Here is a 22,914-nt window from a genome sequence, read left to right as displayed (position 1 = left end):
CCTCGAACTTCGGTTCGAACCTGTCGATGGTGCAGTCGCGTCAGGACTTCACCAACAACATGGTCTCGACGCTGACCACCGGCGCCGACCAGTTGGTGGCGGCCGACACGAACGCCGAATCGGCGAACCTGCTCGCGCTGCAGACCCGTCAGAGCCTGTCGACCAAGGCCCTGTCGCTGGCCAACCAGGCCGACCAGAGCATCCTCCAGCTGTTCTGATCGAACGGCTTTCGGAAGAAACGAAACGGCGGCGGCGAACCTCGGTTCGCCGCCGTCTTTCTTTGTCCGGAGATCGCTCAGCTCCGATCGGCGAGCGCCTTCAGGTACCAGGGATCCTTGCGCCCCTTGGAACGACGATGGACCTCGCGCACCCGGCGCTTCTCGGTCTTCAGCGCCGTCAGGGCATGGCCGCGGTAGTAGCCGATGCCGGAATGCACGATCGCCTCGTCGATCGCCGCCCAGATCTCGCCGCCGTCGAGCACCCAACGCAGGCAGAAGGCGATGTCCTCGCCGACGTGATAGCCGTCGGGATTGACGATCGTGTCGAAGCCGCGGAAGAGCCCGCCCCGCTCGAGCCCCCAACGACGCACCGCCTCGCCCGGTTCGGGGATCCACATGTCGGGCAGATTGTCGCGCAGACGCTCGAAGACGCCGCGTTCGATCAGCATGATGCCGGTGCCCGACGCCTTCACCCGAACGAAACCGTCGATCACCTCGAGCCCCTGGCCGCCGCCGACGACGTTGCGCAGGATCGCCTCGCCACCGCAGATGTAGCGCGACGCCGCCAGCCTCAGCTGCAGGGTGCTCGCCTCCGGGTGCTTCTTCGCCAGATCCATGAAGGCGTCGAAACTGTCGGTCTTGGACGGATAGATCGAGCCGATGAACGGCTTGCGGAAGGCCAGCATCCGCGCGATCAGCGTCGGCGAGAAGCCCATGTCGGCGTCGACGAACAGAAGATGCGTGAAGCTCGGATCCTCGAGCACGATCGACGCCATGATGTTGCGTGCCGTCGCCAGCACCGGCACGTCGATCACCTTGTGCACGAACTCGATGTCGGGCGCGGCGCGGGCGAAGGCCAGCACCAGATCGGAGATCGAGGCGTGATAGCCGGTCATCACCCGATCGCCGTAGGCCGGCGTGCCGACGAGAATCTTCATCGCTCTCGCCTCCGTCAGCCCTGCGGTGCCGACTTGCGCTCGACCACGCGACGATCCTTCGTCTCGGTGGCGCGCAGATGCGCCAGGAACTGGCCGACGTAGTTCTCCGAGCCGGTGCGGATGATCGCCTCGTCGACGCAGGACCAGATCTCGCCGCCGCAGCCCTCGACCCAGCGTCGCGAGAAGGCGATGTCCGCGCCGATCTCGACGCCGTCGGCGCTCGGGATCACCGCGAAACACTGGAGCAGGCCGCCACCGCGGTGTCCGGTGGTCTTGACCCACTCCGACGGCTCCGCCGTCCACAGTTCGGGATAGCGCTCGCGGATCTTCTCGATCGCCTCGCGCGAGATCAGCAGGATGCCGGTGCCGGCCCGGTTCACCCGGACGAAGCCGTCGACCACCTCGATCTCCTCGCGGCCGTCGCGCGTCCGGTTGGCGACGATCGCATCGCCGCCGTAGACGTAGTCGACCGAGCCGAGCTGCGCCCGCATCGTGTTGCCGTCCTCCTGGAGGAGACGGCGGAACGTGTCGAAGCTGCGCGTCTTCTCCGGATAGATCGCACCGACCACCGGCTTGCCGAAGGCGAGCATCTTGGCGACCAGTTCGGGCGTGAACCCCATGTCGCTGTCGACGAAGAGGATGTGGGTGAAGCTCGCGTCGTTGACGAAGTTCGACACCAGCGCGTTGCGTGCATGAGGGAAGAACGAGGTCGAGAGCACCTGGCTGACGAACTCGATGTTCGGAAACTCGCGTGCGAAGAAGCCGATCGTCTCGATGATCGACAGGTGGCAGCCGGTCGAAATCGTGTCGCCGTAGACCGGTGTGGCGATCAGCACCTTCATCGTCGAATCCCCCGTGTTCGCGAGGCATTGGACGCCAACCCGGCGCAAAAGGAAACAGGGCGGGATCCGATCCCGCCCTGCCCTCTTCCCGCATCCGGAAGAGCTCTCAGAGGTAGTTGGTCAGCGACAGCTTGTAGAGGATCGACGACGCCTTGTAGCTCGCCTCGATCTGGGTGTTCAGCGTCGTGATCTCGACCGCCAACTGGGTGTCGTCGACCGAGAGGGACTTGTCGACCGTGTCCTGATAGGTGTTGGCGGCGATCGTCATGCGTTCGTTCGCCGAGGACGCCGTCTTCTGCGCGCCGGCGATCTCGGCGGCGACCGACTGCAGCGTGTCGTTGCCGGTGGTCGCGGAGAGCTGACCCTTGGTGCGCGAGACCACCGAGGACCACAGCGCCTTGGCGGTGTCGTCGCCGTCGGAGACGTCCATCGTCGAGACGACGGCCAGCTGCTTGATCTGCGAGGTGAAGGCGTCCTCGTTGGCGCGCACGCCGTAGTGGACGGTCAGGCCGTCGCCGACCCGCGCCTCGGCGTCGAGCCGCGGCGTGTTGGAATCGTTGGTGCCGCGATACCATGTGACGGTGTCGGCCGCGGTGCCGGCGGTGAGCGAGGTCGCGTTGTAGAACGGCGAGGTGCCGGAGACCCGCATCGGCGAAGCGCCGCCGGCGGTGTCGAAGAAGTTGTCGGCCGCCACGGACGCCGACGCCGCCTTGGTGTCGGACGCCGCCACCGCCTCGAGCCGGGCCTGCAGCACCGACTGGAAGTTCGCCGCGGTGTCCGCCGCCGTCGCGCCGATCGCGAAGGTGCCCTTGGTGGTGTCGGTCGTCTCACCGGCGGTCAGCGTGATCGACGACTTGGTGCCGTCGGGCTGGGTCACGGTCAGTTCGAGCTTCTGCCCGGACGTCGGCTGCGAGGCGAAGTCGACCGAGAGCGTCGACGGCGTGCCGGTCGGACCGGTCACGGTCGCGCCGCTCAGCGTCGAGGTGGCGGACGCGAGCTTCATGCCGAAGGGATGGGAGCCGTCCTCGGCCAGCGTCACGGTGGTGCCCGACGACGTCAGGTCGAGGCGGCCGAGGCCGTCGGCGCCGAGATCGGCCTGCTGACGCTCTTCCATCACCTGGCGATAGCCGGCACGCGTGCCGTCGCCCTCGATCATCGTGTCCATGTCGACGACCGGCGAGGTGTCGCTCGACTTGCCGGCGAAGAGATAGACGCCGTCGACCTCGGTGTTGAGGGTCGAGATGTAGGCCTCGAGCGCGTTCGAGGCGGCGGTCTGCTCGGTGGTCCGACCCGACGAGGTCAACTGGTAGCCGTTGGTGCCCAGATTGCTCGACAGCGTGTGCGACAGGTCGTTCATCGAGTCGATCGAGTTGCCGACCACCTCGAGCCGGGTGTCGATCGCCGAGATCGTCGACTGGTAGCCCTCGATCTGCTTGATCTTGGACTGGCACGACAGCGTCAGCGTGCGATTGTCGATGCCTTCGTAGGTCGTCGACTTGAGACCGGTCGTCTCCTGCGTCGTGAGATCGGCGAGCTGCGCGCGCTGCGAGGACAGCCGCGAGGCGAGCGAGCCGTTGATACCGGTGTATGAGAAGGCCTTGACGTCCATCTTGGTGGCCTCGATCAGATCGCGTTGACCAGGGTGTCGAGCATCTCGCGGAGCGTCGTCAGCACCTGGGCGTTGGCGGAATAATAGGACTGGAGCTGGATGAGCTTGGTCAGCTCGGTGTCGGTGTCGACCGCCGAGGTGTCGCTCATGCGGGTGCGCAGGTTCGACTGGATGATCGACTGGTTGTCGACCAGCGTCTGCTGCGTCTCGGCCTGACCGGCCCAGTAGGAGACCATCGAATTGGCGAAGCCGGCGACCGTCGACGAGGTCGCCTTGGTGCCGTTGCCGAGCACGGTCGACGACTTGGTGTCGACCAGCCCCGAGTAGAGCGCGTTCGGCCGCGAGGCGTCGCCCGTCTCGGTGGTCGAGGAGTATTCGACCAGCAGCGACGGATCGCTGGAGACCGCCGAGTTGATGCGGATACGCGAGGCGAAGCCGCTCATCTGCGAGCCGCCGTCGAACGAGCCGGTATAGTAGCCGGTGCCGTCGGTGAAGAGCGGCAGCGCGGTCGCGCCGCTCTGTTCGTCGGTCGCCGAGACGGTCTTGGAGACGGCATCGACCGTCGCCGCCGAGGTGCCGTCGTCGACGATCCTGAGCGTGGAGCCCGAAGGGTTGGAGACGACGACGTTCGAGCCGAGTGCCGCCTGGATCTGCGAGACCACCGACGCCATGCCGCCGGAGAAGTCGATGCCGACCACCTCGTCGTTCGGATCGAGCGTGGCGTCGTCGCCGAGCGAGGTCACGCTCGACGAGTTGCCCTTGATCAGCGACACCGTGTGGGTCTCGCCGCTCGACGCGTCGGTCCACTTCACCGTGACCTTGTTGCCGGCCTCGAGGTCGGCGAGGTTCACGTCGAAGCCGGCGCCCGAGCCCGACGTGGCGGCGGTGCCGTTGGTCGTCGTGTCGGAGAAGGCGGTGGCGAGCCCGGCGGCGATCTGATCGAGCTGGTCCTGGACCTGCGGCAGGATGGTGTCGCGCACCTCGAACAGGCCGGCCATCGAGCCCGAACCGACGAGACCGGAAGAGACGACCTCCGGCCCGTTGGACGAGCCGTCGTCGAGACGCAGCGTGCCGGAAGCGTCGAGCGTCAGCTGGGTGGCATGGGAGTTGTCGACCAGCGTCAGACCGGAACCGGTGCTGACGCGGATCGTGCCGTCCGACTGCTCCTTGACGTTGACGTCGACATAGGTGGCGAGTTTCAGCACCGCCTTGTCGCGCTCGTCCATCAGGCCGGTCGCGTCGGCGCCCGTGCCCTTGGTCAGCTGGATCTTCTCGTTGAGGTCCGAAATCTGCTTGGTGAGCGAGTTGATCTCGGACACGCCCTCGCCGATCGCCTCGTCGACCGACTGCTGCATGTCGGAAACGGTCGAGGACAGCGAGTTGAGCGTCTGGGCGACGATGTCGGCCGAATTGGCGGCCTGGATCTGCGCCGCCGCGTTGTTGGGCTGCGCGGCCAGCGTCTGCAGGTCGGTGGTCAGGGTGGCCAGCGCGGTGGGCAACACCGCGCCGTTCTCGGTCGAGCCGATCAGCGAATTGACCTGCTCGAGATAGCCGTTCTTGGCGTCCAGGTAGGAGACCGTCGAGGTCGAGGTCGCGAGCTGGTCGAAGACCTCCTGATCGAAGGCCCGCGACACCGTCGTGGTGAAGCCCACGAGCCCCGTCTCGGCATAGATCGCCTGCGTGGTCGTGCGCTTCGAGGTGTAGCCGTCGGTCGAGGCACCGGCGATGTTCGCCGACACGAGCGCCGTCGCCGTCTGCGTGACCTGGAGGCCACTCGCCGTGATGCCAACCGCCGTGCCGAGACCCATGACGCTACTCCTTCGACGGTCCTACCCGATGCCCTGCCCCACCCTCAGCGGATGATGTCCAGCACGTCCTGCATCATGGTGTTGGCGGTCGAGATCACCTTCGAGTTGGCCGAGTAGGCCTGCTGGGTGACGATCATCTTCGAGAACTGGTCGGTGATGTCGACGTTCGAAGCCTCGAGAGCCGAGCCGGTGATCTTCGCCGCGCTCGACAGATAGGGCGAACCGGAGCCCTTGGTCTGCTGATAGGCGTTGCCCGAGATCGCCAGCAGTTCGCTGTCGCCGTCGAACGAGTAGATGCCGACCTTGTAGAGGTCGACCGTCTTGCCGTTCGAGTAGGAGGCCGTGATCATGCCTTCCGAGTTGATCGTCAGACCGGTGTAGGTGCCGGCCTTGTAGCCGTTCTGGGTGATGTCGGTCTGGGTGACGGTCGTGCCCGAGTTGTACTGGGTCAGATTCGAGCCGTAGCTGAACGACATCGTCGACAGCGCGGTGCCGTTCACGGAGACGCCGGTGAGCGAGATGGAGTCGGCGGTCGGCGACGTGCGGGCGCCGCTCGAGTTGAAGGTGAAGGTGGTGCCGACGTTGGTCCACTCCGGATCCGTGCCGGTCGCGGCCGAGTCGCTCTGGTAGTAGAGGCTCCAGGTGTTGGCGCCGGTCGTGGTGTCGGTCGCCGTCTTGGCCCAACGCAGGTTGAGCGTGACCTCGTTGCCCTGCGCGTCGTAGGCCGTCACCGAACCGCCCGAGAGCGACTTGGTCAGGAAGGTCGTGTTGTCCTTGGCCGCGATCGTACCCGTGAGCGACGAATCGGTGCTCAGGTCGGAAGCCGCGAGCGACGCGACCGACGAGGCGGACGGCAGGTTCGCCTCGTAGGCGATCGAGCTCGTGGCCTTGGCCGGAATGATGCCGGTGTCGATCTTGATCGGCTCGGCGGTCGAGCCGGAGGGATTGCCGGTGGTGGGATCGATCGGCAGACCGGTCAGGAAGAACCCCGACGTGTTGGTCATGTAGCCGTCGGCGTTCATGGTGAAGTCGCCCTGGCGGGTGTAGTAGTTCGTCCCCGACAGGATGACCTGACCGTCGACTTCGCCGGTCTTCGACTGGACCTGGAAATAGCCGTCGCCGGAGATCGCCATGTTGGTGGAGACCGACGTCGCCGAGATGTTGCCCTGCACCGTGTTGGTGAGGACCGACGAGGCCTGCACCGCCGCCGAGTTCTGCGACGTCGAGGTGGTGCCGGACGAGGTCAGGAGGTCCTGGAAGGCGGTTTCGACGGACTTGTATCCGGTCGTCGACGAGTTCGCGATGTTGCCGGAAATGTTCTGCAGCGCATAGGCCTGGGCCTGGAGGCCCACCACCGCGTTGCTCATTGCGTCATAGACACCCATGGTTCACTCCCACGATCGATACCGGAGCCGTCGGGCTCGTTCGGGGAAGTGTTCGCAAGTCGCGTGCCAATTCGATCGCGCTGATTTCGCTGGCTTTTTCGATGCAGGCCCCGCTAATCTGACGGTGTCGCCGGGCAGCTTCGACCGGGCGGGCGGAATCTTTTGCCGAACCCGGCGGAAGATTCCGGGTGATCGACGATCCGGCCGAACGACCGACGAGGAGACCGCATGCGCTTCACCGGAACCACCGACTACGTCGCGACCGAGGATCTGCGCGTCGCCGTCAACGCCGCGATCACGCTGGAGCGCCCGCTGCTGGTCAAGGGCGAGCCCGGCACCGGCAAGACGGTGCTGGCCCACGAGGTCGCGACCGCGCTCGGCATGCCGCTGATCGAATGGCACGTGAAGTCGACCACCAAGGCGCAGCAGGGCCTCTACGAATACGACGCCGTGTCGCGCCTGCGCGACGGCCAGATCGGCGACGAGCGGGTCAAGGACATCCGCAACTACATCAAGCGCGGCAAGCTGTGGGAGGCCTTCACCGCCGAGACCCGGCCGGTGCTGCTGATCGACGAGATCGACAAGGCCGACATCGAGTTCCCCAACGATCTGCTGCTCGAGATCGACCGGATGGAGTTCCACGTCTACGAGACCGGCGAGACCGTGCGCGCCGTGCGCCGTCCCGTCGTCATCGTCACCTCCAACAACGAGAAGGAGCTGCCCGACGCCTTCCTGCGCCGCTGCTTCTTCCACTACATCCGCTTCCCCGATCCCGAGACCATGGCCGAGATCGTCGAGGTCCACTTCCCCGGCCTCAAGAAGCGCCTGCTCGAGGAGGCGCTGCGCATCTTCTTCCAGGTCCGCGACGTGCCGGGACTGAAGAAGAAGCCCTCGACCTCGGAACTGCTCGACTGGATCAAGCTGCTCCTCAACGAGGACGTCGACGACGAGGTGCTGCGTCAGTCCGACCCGAAGAAGACCATCCCGCCGCTCGCCGGCGCCCTGCTGAAGAACGAGCAGGACGTCCATCTGTTCGAGCGACTGGCGTTCATTTCACGCCGCGAAGGGCGCTGAGGCGTCACGGCGCGGCGGCGCGCGGGGCGTCCTTGGCATCGCACACCTTCGCCTCGGCCGCGAACTTCTCGCGGCCGATCATGGCGACGAGGTCGACGTCGTCGAGCACCGTCAGATAGGCCGGCGTGTCGGCGGTCTTCATCCAGGTCGAGACGCGGAACACCGTCGGCACCGGCGCATCCGGCGCGCGGCAGCCGTCGACACCGACCGCCAGCGTGCCGACGAAGGCACCCGGCTCCTTGGCCGAGCGCTCGCGCGCCCTCGCCCGCGCCTCGGCGAGCCGCGGCAGATCGGCGATCGGCACACGAAAGGCCCGCGCCACCTGCCCGGGCTTCGCCCGGATCGCCTCTGCCCCCGCCTCTCCCGCGAGCGGCACCTCCTCCAGCACGACTTCCAGCGCCTCGGCCTCCGCCCCGTCGCGCCGCGCCTGCTTCAACACCAGCTTCGCCCCGCCCCGGCTCGGCATCGCGTCGGCCGGCATCGCCACCGCCGCGCGGAGACGCGCCAGGTCGGTGGTCGCCGGGTCGAACGAACGGAGCGCCCAGATCGTGCCGACCGGCACGTGGGAACAGCCCGACAGCGCCGCCGCGGCCGCCAGGGCGACGACGGTGGCAAACACGAGGACGAGACGGCAAACGGACGACATGGCAACCTCCGGGACGAAAAGTTTTTATCGTTTGACATTAAAAAAATCACGTGTCAAATGATCCCATCACTCGGGAGACCGTCATGATCGACACCGCCGTCACCCCTGCCGTCGCCGCCCTGCGGGCCCGTATCGGCCGGCTCTGCCATGTCCTCCGCCTCGCCGCGCCGATCTATGCGCTGTGGGTGTTCATCCTGCTCGCGATGCACTGGTCGAACCCGGTCGAGGCCACCACCTCGGTCTCCTACTGGGCCCGCGCCGCCATCACCGAGATCCCGCCGACCGGGCGGCTCGCCGCCTTCGCGCTGCAGCTTCCGGGCTGGGCCCTGCTGTCGGCCGCCTGCTATCACCTGTGGCGCCTCTTCTCCGGCTTCCTCGCCGGCGACGTCTTCACGCTCGCGGCGACGACACGGCTGCGCTGCACGGCGGTCGCCGGCATCGCGGCGATGGTCGCGGAATTTCTGAGCCGTCCACTGGTGGTTATCGTCTCGACACTGCACATGCCGCCCGGATCGCGCTACATGGCGATCTTCTTCCAGCCCGGTGATCTGTTGAATCTGATGTTCCTCGGCGGGCTTCTCGCCCTCGCCCAGGTGTTCAGGGTCGCCGCCGAGATCGCCGAAGATCACGCGGCCATCGTCTGAGGAGCCCCATGCCGATCGTCGTCAACCTCGACGTCATGCTCGCCCGCCGCAAGATGCGCTCGCGCGATCTCGCCGCCCGCATCGGCATCACCGAGCCGAACGTCTCGTTGCTCAAGTCCGGCAAGGTGAAGGGCATCCGCTTCGAGACGCTCGAAGCGATCTGCCGCGAGCTCGACTGCCAGCCCGGCGACCTGCTCGAATGGCGCCCCGATCCGGCGGGGCGCGAAGGGGACGACTGAACGGCGCGACCGATCGCCGCTTCCGTCGCGTCGCCCGAACCCGTTCGTCAGTCCGCCAGTGCCGGGCAGCCGCAGGCGGATACACCGCAGGCGCCCATCGGCACGCCGCAGGCCGCCATCGGCTCGGCGTCGCCGCTCTTCAGCGTGGAGGCGACCAGCGACAGCTGCCGCTCGAGTTCCACGCCGCCGCAGGCCGGGCATTCCGGCGTCTCGCCGCCGCGCACCAGCGTCTGGAACTCTTTGCCGCAGGCGCGGCACTCGTAGGCGTAGATCGGCATCGGGAAACCTCCTGCGCCCTGAAATGACCGGATCGCCGCCACGGCGCAAGTCGGGAAAGCCCGCGATGTCGGTAACCGTTCCGCTGAGATGTCACGACCGTCACATGGCTGTCATGGTAACATGCATGGCCTCGTGTTAATTCCCGACCGTCGAAACAGCGTCGAGACCCTGCATGCCCCGCCTCCTGTTGATGCGTCACGCGAAATCGGAGCGAGACGAGACCATCGACGACTTCGAGCGCCCGATCTCCGATCGCGGCGAGAAGGACGCGCCGCGGATGGGACGCCATCTCGCCAAGCTCGGTCTGGTGCCGGGACGCATCCTCGCCTCCTCCGCGCTGCGCTCCCGCCAGACGCTGGCACCGCTGATGCCCCACTTCGCCGCCGACTGCGAGATCCGCCTCGCCCACGACCTCTATCTCGCCGGCGAGGACGAGACGATCGACGCCATCCGCGGCCACGGCGGCACAGCCGCCACGCTGATGGTGATCGGCCACGAGCCGGGCCTGACCCAGACCGCCTTCGCGCTGATCGGTACCGGCCACCCGACCCTGCTCGAGGATCTCGAGACCAAGTTCCCGACCTGCGGCGTCGCCGTCGTCGACTTCCCCGCCGTGCGCTGGGTCGACGTCGAGCCGAAGAGCGGCCGCCTGGTCGCCTTCCTGCGGCCGCGCACCATCGACCTCGTCGAGGAGATCGCCGCCGCCGTCGAGGAGGAAGAGGCCGACTGAGGCCTCCTCCCCGACGCTTCGCCCGATGCGCCCTTTGCGCCGGGCGCGCGGGATGCCTACATGGGGGGTGACCCGGAGGGAGCCCCGCCCGCATGTCGCCCACGACCCTGCCCGAACTGTCGTTCCTCGATCAGGCCCGCAACGCGCTCGCCAATGCCGGCGACTTCGCCATGGGGCTGGCGACGCCGACGCTCCGGCTCGGCGTGACCGGCCTCTCGCGTGCCGGCAAGACGGTCTTCATCACCGCCCTCGTCCACAATCTGATCAACGGCGGCCGCCTGCCGCTGTTCGAGGCCGCCGCCCGCGGCCGCCTGGTGCGCGCCGATCTCGAGCCCCAGCCCGACGATGCCGTGCCGCGCTTCGACGTCGAGGCCCACGTCGCCCGCCTCGTCGACGAACGCCTGTGGCCGTCGTCGACCCGCCGCATCTCCGAGCTGCGGCTGACGCTGGAGTTCGCCTCGACCTCGCTCTTCGCCCGCGCCTTCGGTCGGGGGCGCCTGCACCTCGACATCGTCGACTATCCCGGCGAGTGGCTGCTCGACCTGCCGCTGCTGACGAAGACGTGGTCGGAGTGGTCGGCCGAGACCATCGCCCGCTCCTCGCGCGGCGGTCATGCCGCGATCGCCGGCGAATGGCTGGCTGCGACCAGTGCGGTCGACCCTCTCGCCCCCGAGGACGAGGCGACCGCCCGGCGCCTCGCCGCGCTCTTCACCGACTATCTGCGCGCCGCCCGCGCCGATGAGCATGCGCTCTCGACGCTGCCGCCCGGCCGCTTCCTGATGCCCGGCGATCTCGAGGGCTCGCCCGCCCTCACCTTCGCACCGCTCGCCGTCGCCCCCGGCACGGTAGCGCCGGCCAAGTCGCTCGCCGCGATGATGGAGCGCCGCTACGAGGCCTACAAGGACGTGGTGGTGCGTCCCTTCTTCCGCGACCACTTCTCCCGCCTCGATCGCCAGATCGTGCTGGTGGACGCGCTGGCTGCCCTGGACGCCGGTCCGGCAGCGGTCGCCGACCTGCGCGAGGCGCTCGCCGGCATCCTCGGCTGCTTCCGCCCCGGCAAGACCTCGTGGCTGTCGTCGATCCTGACGCGGCGGATCGACCGCATCGTCTTCGCCGCCACCAAGGCCGACCACCTTCACCGCACCTCCCACGACCGGCTCGAGAACATCCTCCGCCGCCTCGTCGACGAGGCGATGGAACGGGCCGAAATGTCCGGCGCCGAGGTCGACGTGGTGGCGCTCGCCGCCGTCCGCGCCACCCGCGAGGCGATCGTCGAACACGACGGCGAGACGCTCCCCGCCATCCTCGGCACCCCCCTGCCGGGCGAGGAGATGGACGGCGTCGCGCTCGACCCGAATTCCGAATTCGCCTTCTTTCCCGGCGACTTGCCCGAAGATCCGGAATCACTTTTCCAGGCGGTCGAATCGGAATCTGAACTTGAAGACGCCGCGGAATCGAAACTGGAGGAAAAACGACCGGAATCGGCGCGTGAAGCCGCGGATTCTCCACGCGAACCTCCGGAATCGTCACATGAGGTCGCGGAATCGGCACATGAGGCGACGGCGAATTCCGATTCTCGCGCAACGACTTCCGGCAGCTCGCGGAATCTCGCGCGCAGCGTCGGACCCGCCGCCCCCGACCTCGCCTTCGTCCGCCTGCGCCCGCCCCGGCTGGAGCGCACCGCCGAAGGCCTCTCCCTGTCGCTGCCGCACGTCCGGCTCGACCGGGTCCTGCAGTTCCTGATCGGAGATCGCCTGACATGAGCGAGGCCCCGCGCCGCCCCCGTGCCTTCCGCGTCGATGCCCCCGACGTGGTCGTCGCCCCCGAGGGCGCCTCCACCCGTTTCGGCACCCGCACGGTGATCGTGCCCGCCACCGAACCCTTCGCCGAGGTCACCCCGGCCGAGGCCGCCCTGCCGCCGGCTCGTGGCTTCCCCTGGCGACGGGTGTTCGTCGTCGGCATCGGCGGTCTGGTCTCGCTGGCGCTCGGCCTCGCCGTCGATCGGCTGATCTCGGATCTGTGGTCGCGGGCCGAATGGCTCGGCTGGGTCGGCCTCGCCTGCCTCGCGCTGGTCGTCGTCGCGCTGCTGGCCATCGCGGTGCGCGAATGGCGCGGCCTGTCGCGCCTCGCCCTGGTCGGCACCCTGCGCGATCGCGCGAGCGCCCTCGTCGCCGGCGGCGACCGCACCGCCGCGGCGCCCCTCGTCGCCGAGCTCGACGCGCTCTACGCCGCCCGCCCCGACCTCGCCCGACCGCGCGCCCGCCTCGCCGACCACCGCGCCGAAGTGGTCGACGGCGCCGACCTCGTCCGCATCGCCGAGCGCGAATTGATGGGCGACCTCGACGCCACCGCCCGCTCGCTGATTCTCGAGGCGGCGAAGCGCGTCTCGGTCGTCACCGCGATCAGCCCGCGCGCCCTCGTCGACATCGCCTATGTCGCCTTCGAGAACCTGCGCCTGATGCGCCGCCTCGCCGACCTCTACGGCGGCCGACCCGGCAACCTCGGCTTCCTCAAGCTGGTGGGCGCGGTCTTCGTCCACCTCGGCGTCACCGGCGGCATGGCACTCGGCGACACGCTGGTGCAGCAGCTGGTCGGCCAGGGGCTGGCCGCCCGCCTCTCCGCCAAGCTCGGCGAGGGCGTGGTCAACGGCCTCCTCACCGCCCGCCTGGGACTGGCGGCGCTCGACGTCGTCCGACCGCTGCCCTGGGACGCCCTGCCCCGCCCCGCCTTCGGCGACATGATGAAGGCGCTGACCCGTTCGGCGACCGGCATGGACGAGGACACGCAGGCGAAGTGAGGCGCCCGCCCCCATGCGGTAACCGCGCGAGCGGTCGCGACGGGGCGGTCATCCCCCGCTCGATGCGGGTCGGCCATGCGAGACGGGCTTGCTTGACCTCCCGCAATGCGCAAACCTGCTGGAAGGCCGACAAGAAAGCCGCATCATGTCCCGCAGGGCCGTGAAATGCCGCGGGCCGAGGAGGAGACCTCAGATGTTCAAGAAGATCGTCGTACCCGTCGACCCCAGCGAGATCGAATTCGCCAAGCCGGCCGTCGAGGCCGCCGCCAATCTGATCGCGCAGTCGGGCGGCGAAGTGCGCCTCGTCGCGGTGCTGCCGGTGATGAACGGCTATGTCTCCGAGCTTCTGCCGGCCGACTACGAAGTCGCGCTCGAGAAGGAGACCGACAACCGTGTCGGCGCGCTGGCGTCCGAGGCCGGCATCCCGGCCGGAAAGTCGTCCGTCGTCATGCGGACGGGCTCGGTCTACCACGAGGTGATCGACGAATCGAAGGACTGGGGCGCCGACGCCATCGTCGTCTGCTCGCACCGTCCGGTGATGTCGACCTACCTGCTCGGCTCCAACGCCGCCAAGATCGTCCGCCACGCCACCTGCTCGGTGCTGGTGCTGCGCTCCTGATCGCGCCACGCCCGCTCGTCCCTCCGCCGCGCGCGGGCCGGGACGAGCGGCCCATTTGACGCTCCCGACCCGCCTCTCTAGCCTCCCTCGAGGGTCGCGGTGATCGATTCTGCCGACCCGATCGGAGAGAGACCCATGAAGGCGGTCCTGATGGCCGGCGGTCTCGGCACGCGCTTCGCCGAGGAGACCGAGCTCAAGCCCAAGCCGATGATCGAGATCGGCGGCAAGCCGATCCTCTGGCACGTGATGAAGATCTATTCCGCCCACGGCGTGAACGACTTCATCGTCTGCCTCGGCTACAAGGGCCACGTGATCAAGGAATATTTCCAGAACTATTTCATCCGCTCGTCGGACGTGACCTTCGACCTGCGCGAGAACGCGGTCCACATCCACCAGACCGCGGCGGAGCCCTGGCGCATCACCCTGATCGACACCGGCGAGCAGACGATGATCGGCGGCCGCATCAAGCGGATCCTGCCGCACGTGGCCGACGACGACGCCTTCTGCATGACCTACGGCGACGGCGTCGGCGACGTCGACATCTCCGCCGTCATCGACCTCCACCGCCGCGCCGGCCGCCTCGCCACCGTCACCGCCGTCCAGCCCCCCGGCCGCTTCGGTTCGCTGAAGACCGAGGGCGACAAGGTCACCGGTTTCCTTGAGAAGCCGGTCGGCGACGGCGGCTGGATCAACGGCGGCTTCTTCGTGCTGTCGCCGAAGGTCGGCGAGCGCATCGCCGGCGACGAGACCATCTTCGAGCGCGAACCGCTCGAGGGCCTCGCCCGCGACGGCGAACTCGGCGTCCATCACCACCGCGGCTTCTGGCAGCCGATGGACACGCTGCGCGACAAGCGTTTCCTCGAAGACCTCTGGGCCACGGGCACCCCGCCCTGGAAGATCTGGTGAGCCGCGAGGCTCCCGACGGAGTACGACCGATGCGCATCCTCGTCACCGGCAACATGGGCTACGTCGGCCCGGTCCTCGTGCGCCATCTGCGCGAGAGCCGCCCGGCGGCCGAACTGATCGGCTACGACACCGGCTTCTTCGGCCATTCGCTGACCGGGTCCGACCGCCTGCCCGAGAGCCGGCTCGACCGCCAGATCTTCGGCGACGTGCGCGATCTCGCGCCCGAGCTGCTCGACGGTGTCGACGCCGTCGTCCATCTCGCCGCCGTCTCCAACGACCCGATGGGCAACCGCTTCGAGGCGGTGACGGAAGCGATCAACCGCGACGCCTCGGTGCGTATCGCCGAGATCGCCGCGGCGCGCGGGGTGAAGAACGTCGTCTTCGCCTCGTCCTGCTCGATGTACGGCTCGGCCGACGGCTCCGCCAAGCGCGAGACCGATCCGACCAACCCGCTGACCGCCTATGCCCGCTCCAAGATCGGCACCGAGGAAGGCTGGAAGAAGCTGGCGAACGGCGCCACGACGCTGACCAGCCTGCGCTTCTCCACCGCCTGCGGCTTCTCCGACCGGCTGCGCCTCGATCTCGTCCTCAACGACTTCGTCGCCTGCGCCGTGACGACCGGCGAGATCACCGTCCTCTCCGACGGCTCGCCCTGGCGCCCGCTGATCGACGTCGCCGACATGGCCCGCGCCATCGACTGGGCGATCGACCGCAAGCCCGACAACGGCGGCTCGTTCCTGGCGGTCAACACCGGCCGCGACGAGGCCAACGTCCAGGTCCGCGACCTCGCCCATGCCGTCGCCGCCAAGGTGCCGGGCACGCGCGTGTCGATCGCCACCGACGCGCCGCCGGACAAGCGCTCCTACCGCGTCGACTTCGCCCTCTATCGCGAACTCGCCCCGGCCCATCAGCCGCAGGTCGACCTCGACACCTCGATCGACCGCCTGCTCGCCGGCCTGCGCCACATGGCCTTCGCCGACGCCGACTTCCGCAACTCGCCCTTCATGCGTCTGAAGACGCTGGAGCGCCACATCGCCTCCGGGCGGTTGGGCGAGGATCTGCGCTGGCGGGATCGCGGCTGAGGTCCGGGAAAGACGTGCGCGATGCTTCGAGACGGGCGCCCGCTGGGCGCCCTCCTCAGCATGAGGCGCTCTCAATTTATCGAATGAACACAGACGCCTCATGCTGAGGAGCGGGCCACCGGCCCGCGTCTCGAAGCATCGCGCACCGGCGCGCCGACATGCCGGAAGACGCCCGCCCCACGGCGGGCGTGTCCCTCACCCCTTCAGCGCCGCGAGAATGCTCTCCGCGATCCAGTCGAGCTGGGGCGTGTCGAGGCCGTGGTAGATGCCGACCCAGAAGGTCTGGTTCATCACCCGATCGGTGCGCTCGAGCGAGCCGGAGACGCGGAAGTTGCGGCCCTGCATGTAGGGCTGGCGCGTCAGATTGCCGCCGAAGAGCAGACGCGTGCCGATCTTCGCCTTGTCGAGCGCCACCGTCATGTCGCGCCGCGAGATCGGCGCGTCGTCGGAGAGCGTGATCGGGAAACCGAACCACGACGGATCCGACCCCGGCGTCGCCTGCGGCAGGACGAGATGGCGGCTCGCGCCCTCGAGCCGGGCCTTCAGATGGGCGAAGTTCGCCCGCCGCTTGGCGACGAACTCGTCCAGCCGATCGAGCTGGGCGAGGCCGCAGGCGGCCTGCATGTCGGTGATCTTCAGGTTGAAGCCCATGTGGGCGAAGGTGAACTTGTGATCGTAGCCGTGCGGCAGGGTGCCGAGCTGCCAGCCGAAGCGCTTGTTGCAGGTGTTGTCCTGCCCCGGCTCGCAGAAACAGTCGCGGCCCCAGTCGCGGAAGCTCTCCGCCGCCCGGCGGATCGTCTTGTCGTTGGTGAAGACGGCGCCGCCCTCGCCCATGGTGATGTGATGCGCCGGATAGAAGGACAGCGTCGCCACGTCGCCGAAGGTGCCGACGCGGGCGCCGGCGATCGTCGCGCCGAGCGCGTCGCAGCAGTCCTCCATCAGCAAGAGGCCGTGGTCGTCGCAGATCTTCTTCACCGCCGGCGCGTCGAACGGGTTGCCGAGCGTGTGGGCGATGACGATCGCCTTGGTCTTGGGCGTGATCGCCTTCTCGATCAGCGAGACGTCGATGTTGTAGGTCGGCACGTCGATGTCGACGAAGACCGGAACCGCGCCCTGCTGGATGATCGGGTTGACCGTCGTCGGGAAGCCGGCGGCGACCGTGATCACCTCGTCGCCCTCGCCGACCGCGCGGCTACCGAGCGTCGGCGAGGTCAGTGCCGAGAAGGCGGCGAGATTGGCCGACGAACCGGAATTGACCGTCGAGACGTGCTTGACGCCCAGCCACTTGGCGAGCTTCGCCTCGAAGGCGGCGTTGAAGCGGCCGGTCGTCAGCCAGGCATCGAGCGAGGCCTCGACCATCAGTTCGCGCTCGCGGCCCGAGATCACCTTGCCGGAGTTCTGCACCATGGTCTCGCCCGGCCGGAACGGCGCCGGCTCGGAGGCGAGCTCGTTGTAGCGCGCGACGAGTTCGAGGATCTGCGCCTTGAGCGCGTCTTTCGTGGTCATGGTCTGTCCTCGGGTGGCGTGCGGCCGGCGGCCGGCGGGAAGGTCGTGACGAAGTCCGAGAGGGGCGGCAGCGCGCGGTCGCGCTCCGACAGGATCGGCGCGGCGATCGGCCAGGCGAAGCCGAAGCTGTCGAAACGGATGCCGGCGTCGTTCGCCGGTGCATGCACCGAGGTGACGTCGTAGAGCACCGTCGCCGCCTCGAGCGCCAGGAAGCCGTGGGCGAGGCCGCTCGGCAGCCAGAGCGACACGCCCTCGGAGCCGTCGAGCTCGACCGCGGCATGGCGGCCGTAGTCGGGGCCCGGGCGCAGGTCGACGATCACGTCGAGGATGCGGCCCGCGAGCACCGTGACGAGCTTGGCGTGGTCGTGCGGCGGCGTCTGGAAATGCATGCCGCGCAGCACGCCCGGCGCCGAGGTCGAGACATATTGCTCGACGAAGTCGCAGGTGAGCCCCATCTCGGCGAAGGCGCCGCCATGGACGATCTTGCGGAAGGTCCCGCGCGCGTCGGTGCCGATCGGGCGACGCAGCAGGCAGGCGCCCGAAAGGCTCAGGGCTTCGCGGTCGAACATGCGTCCCCTCCGATCAGGGCGGCGAGGCCCTCCTCCAGAGCGATCCGCGCCCGCCAGCCGGGCAGGATCTCGCCCGGCGACGGCGCCATCACCTCGCCGACGCGGTAGGGCCGTTCGCCGAAGGCGACGGGCATCGGACGGCCGGAGACCTGCTCCATGATCGCCACCAGTTCCTTGACCGAGACGGCACGCCCCGAACGCAGCGCGAAACGCTCGAAGGTGCCCGCGGGCGAGGCTGCGAGCCGCGCCTCGGCGGCGAGGAAGCCCTCGACCACGTCGTCGACATGGACGAGATCGAGCCTCTGGTCGCCCGGCGAGAGCCCGAGATGCGTGCCGGAAGCGCGCGCCGAGAGGAGCAGCGGCAGGAGCTTGCGTCGCGTATCGCCCGGCCCCCAGGTGTCGTAGAGGCGCAGCGACAGCGCGCGCATCCCCTCGTTCGCGGCATAGTGGCCGAGGATCGCCTCGAAGGCCGCCTTGGTCGCGGCATAGAGCGAGTTCGCCCGCTCCACGCCCGTCTCGTCGACCTGCCACGACGTCCCCGCCGTGACGAAACGCGTGGTGCCGGCCCGCGAAGCCGCCTCGGCGAGCCGTGCCCCGAAGGCGACGTTGGCCTCGATCAGACCATCGACGTCGGCCGTCGCGTGGATCGCGGTGAACTTGGCGGCGAGATGGAAGACGGTGGCCGGGCGGATCTCCGCGACCGCGCGGGCGAGCCCTTCCGCCGTGCCGTCGTCGACCACGATCGCCACACCCGCCGCCTCGAGCGCGGTCCGGTCCGAGCCCGGCCGCACCACGGCGGCGACCCGGCGGCCGTCTGCGACGAGGCGAGCGAGCAGGCGCACGCCGACGAAGCCGGTCGCTCCGCTGACCAGAACCGCGTCCTCTTCGGTCGCTCCGCGCGTCCCTTCCATCGATCGGCTCCCGCCGTCGCGGCGAATCGCGCCCGCACGGCTTCTCCCTTGATGGGAGGTTTCTCGCGCCTCGTCCATGAGGGGGCGACGAGGCGGCGAAGGAACGCGCCGCCCCGCGCTGGTGGCGCTCCACCTCAGGGTCTAGTGTCGACGCCAAATCACCGACCGAGGACGGATTCGATGTCGACCCCCGAGAACGCCGCGCCCCCCTCCGATCCGACCGGCACCGTCTGGCGGTTGACGCGCGCGAACGGCGAGGCGATCGCCCCCGTCCTGGTCCTCGGCCCGGACGGCGCGATCGGCGGCGTCGAGGATGCCGGCGCCCGGCGTTGGGTGATGCGCGACGATCGCCTCGTCATCCTCGACGGCGACGGCGTCGCCCGACTGGTCTTCATGGGCGACGATCCGGCGACGGCGGCGAAGCTCACCGGCGGTGTCGCCGGACCGGCCCCCGCCGGCCTCGCGCTCGAGCGCATCGCACTGCCCTGTGGCCTCGACGTCGGCCTGCCGCCGCATGCCGAGAAGGTGTCGAACTTCTTCGACAGGACCGGCGGCAGGAAGCGCGAGAACCTCGTCATCCTGCGCGCCGGCTCCTCGTCGCTCCACGGCGAGTGGGCGCGCGACCTCGCCGACGTCGACCGCAACTGGGATCTCTGCATCTCCTGGTACGACGACGCCGATCCCGACCCGAACGAAGACGGCGTCGACTACGTCACGATCCAGCGCGACGTGCGCAAGTTCGCCGCCTTCCACCAGATCTTCGCCACGCGGCCCGACTTCTGGGACTATCGCCAGATCTGGTTGCCCGACGACGACCTGATGGTGAGCCGCACGGCGATCAACCGCCTGTTCGAGATCTGCCGGCGCAACCGCATCGAACTCGCCCAGCCGGCGCTCGACGACGCGTCCCACCTCACCTATCCGATCACCAAGCGCGATCCGCGCTTCGCGATGCGCTTCACCAACTTCGTCGAGGTGATGTGCCCGGTCTTCTCGCGCGACGCGCTGGCCACCTGCATCGACGGCTTCCGCTCGACCGTGTCGAGCTGGGGCCTCGACGCGATCTGGCCGTCGCTGGTCGGCGTCGGCGGCACCCGCATCGCCATCGTCGACGACGTCACGGTGACGCACACCCGTCCGGTCGGCGGCCTCTACAGCCGCGAGGCGGCCTTCGCCGAGATGAACGGGATGCTGAAGGCCTATCGCAAGTCGCTGACGCCCACCGTCCTCGGCGGCCTGCAGGCCGGTTCGCGGATCTGAACCTCAGCGATCGATGCCGATCAGCCGTCCGACCACCCGGCGGCGCTTCGGCTCCAACCCGTCGAGCCAGCCCTTGAGGTCGGAGAGCGGTGCCTGCGGGCGCGCGCCCTCCGGCGGCTCCTCGCCGATCAGTCGGTAGATGTTCTCCCACAGGCAGAGATAGTCGACCGTGTGGTCCTCGACCCAACCGCTGTTCAGCCCCGCCGCCGTCAGCACCTGATGGAACACCTGATCGCCGGCGATGGCGATCTCCTTCGGCTGCGCCGCGAAATGATGCAGCAGGTGGTAGGAGCCGGGCAGGAAGAAGAAGCAGTTGGTGTCGATGTCGCGATCGCCGCCCTTGATCGGGATCAGCGACCCGTCCGGCCGGCGATAGATCCGCCGCGCCATCACCCAGTCGCAGTCCTGCCCGATCTCGGCGGCGCGCGCCAGACACGCCTCGACGTGGTTCGGCTCCAGCCAGTTGTCGGCGTCGAGCCAGCAGATCGCGTCCCAGTCCTCCGAGATCGCCAGCAGCGAGCCGATGCCACGCGGCGTGTTGCCGTAGTCGCCGTGCGCCCGGTCGAGCTCGACGTGACGAAGCCCCGCCTCGTCGATCCAGGCTTGCGGGAACCCGTCGGCGACCAGCATCTGGTCGACGATGGCGAGCCCCTTGGCCGTCGCCGTCTGGGCGCGGACCGAGGCGATCGCCTTCTCGATCATCGCCCGGTCTTCCTTGTAGTAGGCGGTGATCACCAGCACCCGCGGCGGTCCGACGCGCGAGGGCAGCGGCTCCGGCTCGTTCTCCGGCCGGCGGAAGGGAATGCCCGCCCGGCGCGATACCACGAGGCGCTCGCGGTCGGTCAGCGTCCTCAACCAGCGATCGACCACCGAATAGTCGGCGGACGGTTTGGCATCCGGCGGCGGCGTCTCGCCGACCGCCCGATAGATCGCCTCCCACAGGCACAGATAGGCGACGGTCGGAAAGCCGATCACCGCCACCTTCAGCCGCGCCGCCTTGAGCACGGCGAAGAACAGCCGGTCGCCGATGATCGACATCTGTCGCGGGATCGCCGCGAAGTGGTGGACGAGGGGAAACGACCCCGGCAGGAAGAAGAAGCAGTTGGTGTCGACGTGCCGTTCGATCGGCTCGTCGGCGATCTTGATGACGCTCTCGTCCGGCCGCCGCATGGTGCGCCGGGCGATGACGTAGTCCACCGTCTCGCCGCCCTTGGCCGCCGCGTCGAGGCAGGCCTCGACATGGCCGGGCTCGTACCAGTTGTCGGCATCGCAGTAGCAGAAGGCGTCGTAGCCCTCGACGATGGCGAGCGCCGAGCCGACGCCGCGCGGCGTGTTGCCGTAGTCGCCGTGGCCGCGATCGAGGCGGACGTGGCGCACGCCGGCGCCGTCGATCCAGTCCTGGGGGTAGCCGTCGGCGACCAGCATGTGATCGACGATCGCCCGCCCCTTCGCCGCCGCCGTCTGGGCCGCGACCGACCGGATGGTGCGCTCGATGAGGGCGCGCTCTTCCTTGTAGTAGGCGGTGATCACCAGGATGCGGGGGACGGCGCCCGTGCCCGTGCTTCCGTTCGTCTCGCTCAAGGCCGCTCTCCCGAATCGCGTTTCGGGCAGTCTAGAGCGAAGCGGCGCGGGTGGTCGCAAAGATCGCGGCTCACCGCACCAGTTCGCGCGCCGCCCGGTCGAGCCCCTCGAGGGTGAGCGGGAACATGCGATCGCCCATCAACCGCTTCACCATGCCGATCGACGGCGTGTAGCCCCACCAGTCCTCGGCGGTCGGGTTGAGCCAGACGCATTTGGGATAGACCGTCGTCACCCGCTCGATCCAGGTCGCGCCCGCCTCCTCGTTCCAATATTCGACCGAGCCGCCGGGATGCGAGATCTCGTAAGGCGACATCGACGCGTCGCCGACGAAGATCACCTTGTAGTCGGCGGCATATTTGTGCAGCACCGACCAGGTATCGATCTTCTCGGAATTGCGCCGCTCGTTCTTCTTCCAGACAAAATCATAAAGACAATTGTGGAAATAGAACCACTCCATGGTCTTGAACTCGGTGCGGACGGCCGAGAACAGCTCCTCGCAGACCCGCACGTGGTCGTCCATCGAGCCACCGACGTCGAAGAAGACGAGCAGCTTCACCGCATTGCGCCGCTCGGGCCGCATCTGCACGTCGAGGAACCCGTGCTCCGCCGTCGCCTTGATCGTGCCGTCGAGGTCGAGCTCGTCATGGGCGCCGGTGCGGGCGAAACGGCGCAGGCGCTTCAGCGCCACCTTGATGTTGCGCGTGCCGAGCTCGATCGAGGCGTCGAGATCCTTGAACTCGCGCTTGTCCCAGACCTTCACCGCGCGGCGGTGGCGGGACTTGTCCTGTCCGATCCGCACGCCTTCGGGATTGTAGCCATGGGCGCCGAAGGGCGAGGTACCGGCGGTGCCGATCCACTTGTTGCCGCCCTGGTGCCGCTCCTTCTGTTCGGCGAGACGCTGTTTCAGCGTCTCCATCAGCTTCTCGAAGCCGCCGAGCGCCTGGATCGTCGCCTTCTCCTCCTCGGTCAGGAACCGTTCGGCGAGCTTGCGCAGCCACTCCTCCGGGATCTCGGCCTCGGTCGCCTCGCTCATCAGGTCGAGGCCCTTGAAGACGTGACCGAAGACGCGATCGAACCGGTCGAGGAACTTCTCGTCCTTGACCAGACAGACGCGGGCGAGATGGTAGAAGTCCTCGACCCGCTTCTCCGCCAGATCCTTCTCCAACGCCTCCATGAGCGTCAGATATTCCCGCAAGGAAACGGGAATCCCGGCCGACTTCAGTTCGGTGAAGAAGGTGATGAACATGGGGGTCCCTCGTTGGTCCGAGACG

Annotated in this window: 23 protein-coding genes; 11 read left to right on the top strand and 12 right to left on the bottom strand. The window is 68.4% G+C overall.

Annotated elements, in window-relative coordinates; all coding sequences use genetic code 11:
* Positions 1-218: flagellin (locus ACT541_RS15490; protein ID WP_476137985.1), on the top strand; the 218-nt coding region annotated here is incomplete at its 5' end.
* A 77-nt stretch (positions 219-295) separates the two neighbouring features.
* On the opposite strand, the gene ACT541_RS15485 is transcribed toward ACT541_RS15490, so the two are convergent.
* From ACT541_RS15485 to ACT541_RS15465, 5 genes are all read right to left on the bottom strand, one after another.
* Entirely contained in the window at positions 296-1,156 is an 861-nt protein-coding gene (locus ACT541_RS15485) for a hypothetical protein (protein ID WP_476137984.1), read from the bottom strand.
* Positions 1,157-1,170: 14 nt separating this feature from the next.
* Positions 1,171-1,998, bottom strand: coding sequence for a hypothetical protein (locus ACT541_RS15480; RefSeq protein ID WP_476137983.1), 828 nt, complete (start codon positions 1,996-1,998; stop codon positions 1,171-1,173).
* Positions 1,999-2,104: 106 nt separating this feature from the next.
* Entirely contained in the window at positions 2,105-3,607 is a 1,503-nt protein-coding gene (locus tag ACT541_RS15475) for a hypothetical protein (RefSeq protein ID WP_476137982.1), read from the bottom strand.
* Positions 3,608-3,621: 14 nt separating this feature from the next.
* The gene (flgK, locus tag ACT541_RS15470) at positions 3,622-5,415 is read right to left on the bottom strand and encodes a flagellar hook-associated protein FlgK (protein WP_476137981.1); all 1,794 of its coding nucleotides are present in this window, start codon (positions 5,413-5,415) and stop codon (positions 3,622-3,624) included.
* A 44-nt stretch (positions 5,416-5,459) separates the two neighbouring features.
* The gene (locus tag ACT541_RS15465) at positions 5,460-6,800 is read right to left on the bottom strand and encodes a flagellar hook protein FlgE (protein WP_476137980.1); all 1,341 of its coding nucleotides are present in this window, start codon (positions 6,798-6,800) and stop codon (positions 5,460-5,462) included.
* Positions 6,801-7,028: 228 nt separating this feature from the next.
* Between ACT541_RS15465 and ACT541_RS15460 the strand changes: the two genes are divergently transcribed.
* Positions 7,029-7,874, top strand: coding sequence for an AAA family ATPase (locus tag ACT541_RS15460; protein WP_476137979.1), 846 nt, complete (start codon positions 7,029-7,031; stop codon positions 7,872-7,874).
* Between the two features lie 4 nt (positions 7,875-7,878).
* On the opposite strand, the gene ACT541_RS15455 is transcribed toward ACT541_RS15460, so the two are convergent.
* Entirely contained in the window at positions 7,879-8,520 is a 642-nt protein-coding gene (locus tag ACT541_RS15455) for a hypothetical protein (RefSeq protein ID WP_476137978.1), read from the bottom strand.
* 83 nt (positions 8,521-8,603) lie between these two features.
* On the opposite strand from ACT541_RS15455, the gene ACT541_RS15450 reads away from it, so the two are divergent.
* Positions 8,604-9,164, top strand: coding sequence for a DUF2975 domain-containing protein (locus ACT541_RS15450; protein WP_476137977.1), 561 nt, complete (start codon positions 8,604-8,606; stop codon positions 9,162-9,164).
* An 8-nt stretch (positions 9,165-9,172) separates the two neighbouring features.
* The gene (locus ACT541_RS15445) at positions 9,173-9,403 is read left to right on the top strand and encodes a helix-turn-helix domain-containing protein (RefSeq protein WP_476137976.1); all 231 of its coding nucleotides are present in this window, start codon (positions 9,173-9,175) and stop codon (positions 9,401-9,403) included.
* Positions 9,404-9,450: 47 nt separating this feature from the next.
* On the opposite strand, the gene ACT541_RS15440 is transcribed toward ACT541_RS15445, so the two are convergent.
* Positions 9,451-9,681 (bottom strand): FmdB family zinc ribbon protein, encoded by a 231-nt coding sequence (locus ACT541_RS15440; RefSeq protein ID WP_476137975.1) that lies wholly within the window; start codon positions 9,679-9,681, stop codon positions 9,451-9,453.
* A 173-nt stretch (positions 9,682-9,854) separates the two neighbouring features.
* Between ACT541_RS15440 and ACT541_RS15435 the strand changes: the two genes are divergently transcribed.
* The 6 genes from ACT541_RS15435 to ACT541_RS15410 all read left to right on the top strand — a co-directional run bounded on the left by ACT541_RS15435 (position 9,855) and on the right by ACT541_RS15410 (position 15,816).
* Positions 9,855-10,412, top strand: coding sequence for a SixA phosphatase family protein (locus ACT541_RS15435; RefSeq protein WP_476137974.1), 558 nt, complete (start codon positions 9,855-9,857; stop codon positions 10,410-10,412).
* Positions 10,413-10,504: 92 nt separating this feature from the next.
* Complete coding sequence (locus ACT541_RS15430; protein ID WP_476137973.1) at positions 10,505-12,175, top strand: YcjX family GTP-binding protein; 1,671 nt, start codon at positions 10,505-10,507, stop codon at positions 12,173-12,175.
* A complete protein-coding gene (locus tag ACT541_RS15425) occupies positions 12,172-13,209 on the top strand; it encodes a YcjF family protein (protein WP_476137972.1) in 1,038 nt (345 codons plus the stop codon). The genes ACT541_RS15430 and ACT541_RS15425 overlap by 4 nt, the downstream gene beginning before the upstream one ends.
* Before the next feature lie 193 nt (positions 13,210-13,402).
* Complete coding sequence (locus tag ACT541_RS15420) at positions 13,403-13,828, top strand: universal stress protein (protein WP_476137971.1); 426 nt, start codon at positions 13,403-13,405, stop codon at positions 13,826-13,828.
* Between the two features lie 135 nt (positions 13,829-13,963).
* Complete coding sequence (gene rfbF / locus ACT541_RS15415; RefSeq protein ID WP_476137970.1) at positions 13,964-14,734, top strand: glucose-1-phosphate cytidylyltransferase; 771 nt, start codon at positions 13,964-13,966, stop codon at positions 14,732-14,734.
* A gap of 29 nt (positions 14,735-14,763) precedes the next feature.
* Positions 14,764-15,816 carry an NAD-dependent epimerase/dehydratase family protein gene (locus tag ACT541_RS15410; RefSeq protein ID WP_476137969.1) on the top strand — a complete coding sequence of 351 codons (1,053 nt, stop codon included), beginning with the start codon at positions 14,764-14,766 and terminating at the stop codon, positions 15,814-15,816.
* Between the two features lie 195 nt (positions 15,817-16,011).
* Here ACT541_RS15410 and rfbH read toward each other — a convergent pair whose 3' ends face one another.
* Genes rfbH through ACT541_RS15395 form a run of 3 tightly spaced genes read right to left on the bottom strand, consistent with a single transcriptional unit; the run spans position 16,012 to position 18,802 of the window.
* A complete protein-coding gene (gene rfbH / locus ACT541_RS15405) occupies positions 16,012-17,322 on the bottom strand; it encodes a lipopolysaccharide biosynthesis protein RfbH (protein ID WP_476137968.1) in 1,311 nt (436 codons plus the stop codon).
* Positions 17,319-17,891 carry a dTDP-4-dehydrorhamnose 3,5-epimerase family protein gene (locus tag ACT541_RS15400; RefSeq protein ID WP_476137967.1) on the bottom strand — a complete coding sequence of 191 codons (573 nt, stop codon included), beginning with the start codon at positions 17,889-17,891 and terminating at the stop codon, positions 17,319-17,321. Before ACT541_RS15400 ends, rfbH begins: the two co-directional genes overlap by 4 nt.
* Positions 17,870-18,802, bottom strand: a complete 933-nt coding sequence (locus ACT541_RS15395; protein ID WP_476137966.1) for an NAD-dependent epimerase/dehydratase family protein — start codon at positions 18,800-18,802, stop codon at positions 17,870-17,872. The genes ACT541_RS15400 and ACT541_RS15395 overlap by 22 nt, the downstream gene beginning before the upstream one ends.
* Before the next feature lie 180 nt (positions 18,803-18,982).
* Between ACT541_RS15395 and ACT541_RS15390 the strand changes: the two genes are divergently transcribed.
* Positions 18,983-20,062, top strand: a complete 1,080-nt coding sequence (locus ACT541_RS15390; protein WP_476137965.1) for a DUF707 domain-containing protein — start codon at positions 18,983-18,985, stop codon at positions 20,060-20,062.
* A 3-nt stretch (positions 20,063-20,065) separates the two neighbouring features.
* Here the strand turns inward: ACT541_RS15390 and ACT541_RS15385 are convergent, their stop codons facing one another.
* Together ACT541_RS15385 and ACT541_RS15380 are read right to left on the bottom strand one after the other, a co-directional pair.
* Positions 20,066-21,643, bottom strand: a complete 1,578-nt coding sequence (locus ACT541_RS15385) for a glycosyltransferase (protein ID WP_476137964.1) — start codon at positions 21,641-21,643, stop codon at positions 20,066-20,068.
* A 70-nt stretch (positions 21,644-21,713) separates the two neighbouring features.
* The gene (locus ACT541_RS15380; protein ID WP_476137963.1) at positions 21,714-22,889 is read right to left on the bottom strand and encodes a vWA domain-containing protein; all 1,176 of its coding nucleotides are present in this window, start codon (positions 22,887-22,889) and stop codon (positions 21,714-21,716) included.
* Positions 22,890-22,914 lie beyond the last annotated feature (25 nt).

Source organism: Pinisolibacter sp. DMC100 (assembly GCF_056313705.1).
This window is presented reverse-complemented; position numbering and strand designations above follow the sequence as displayed.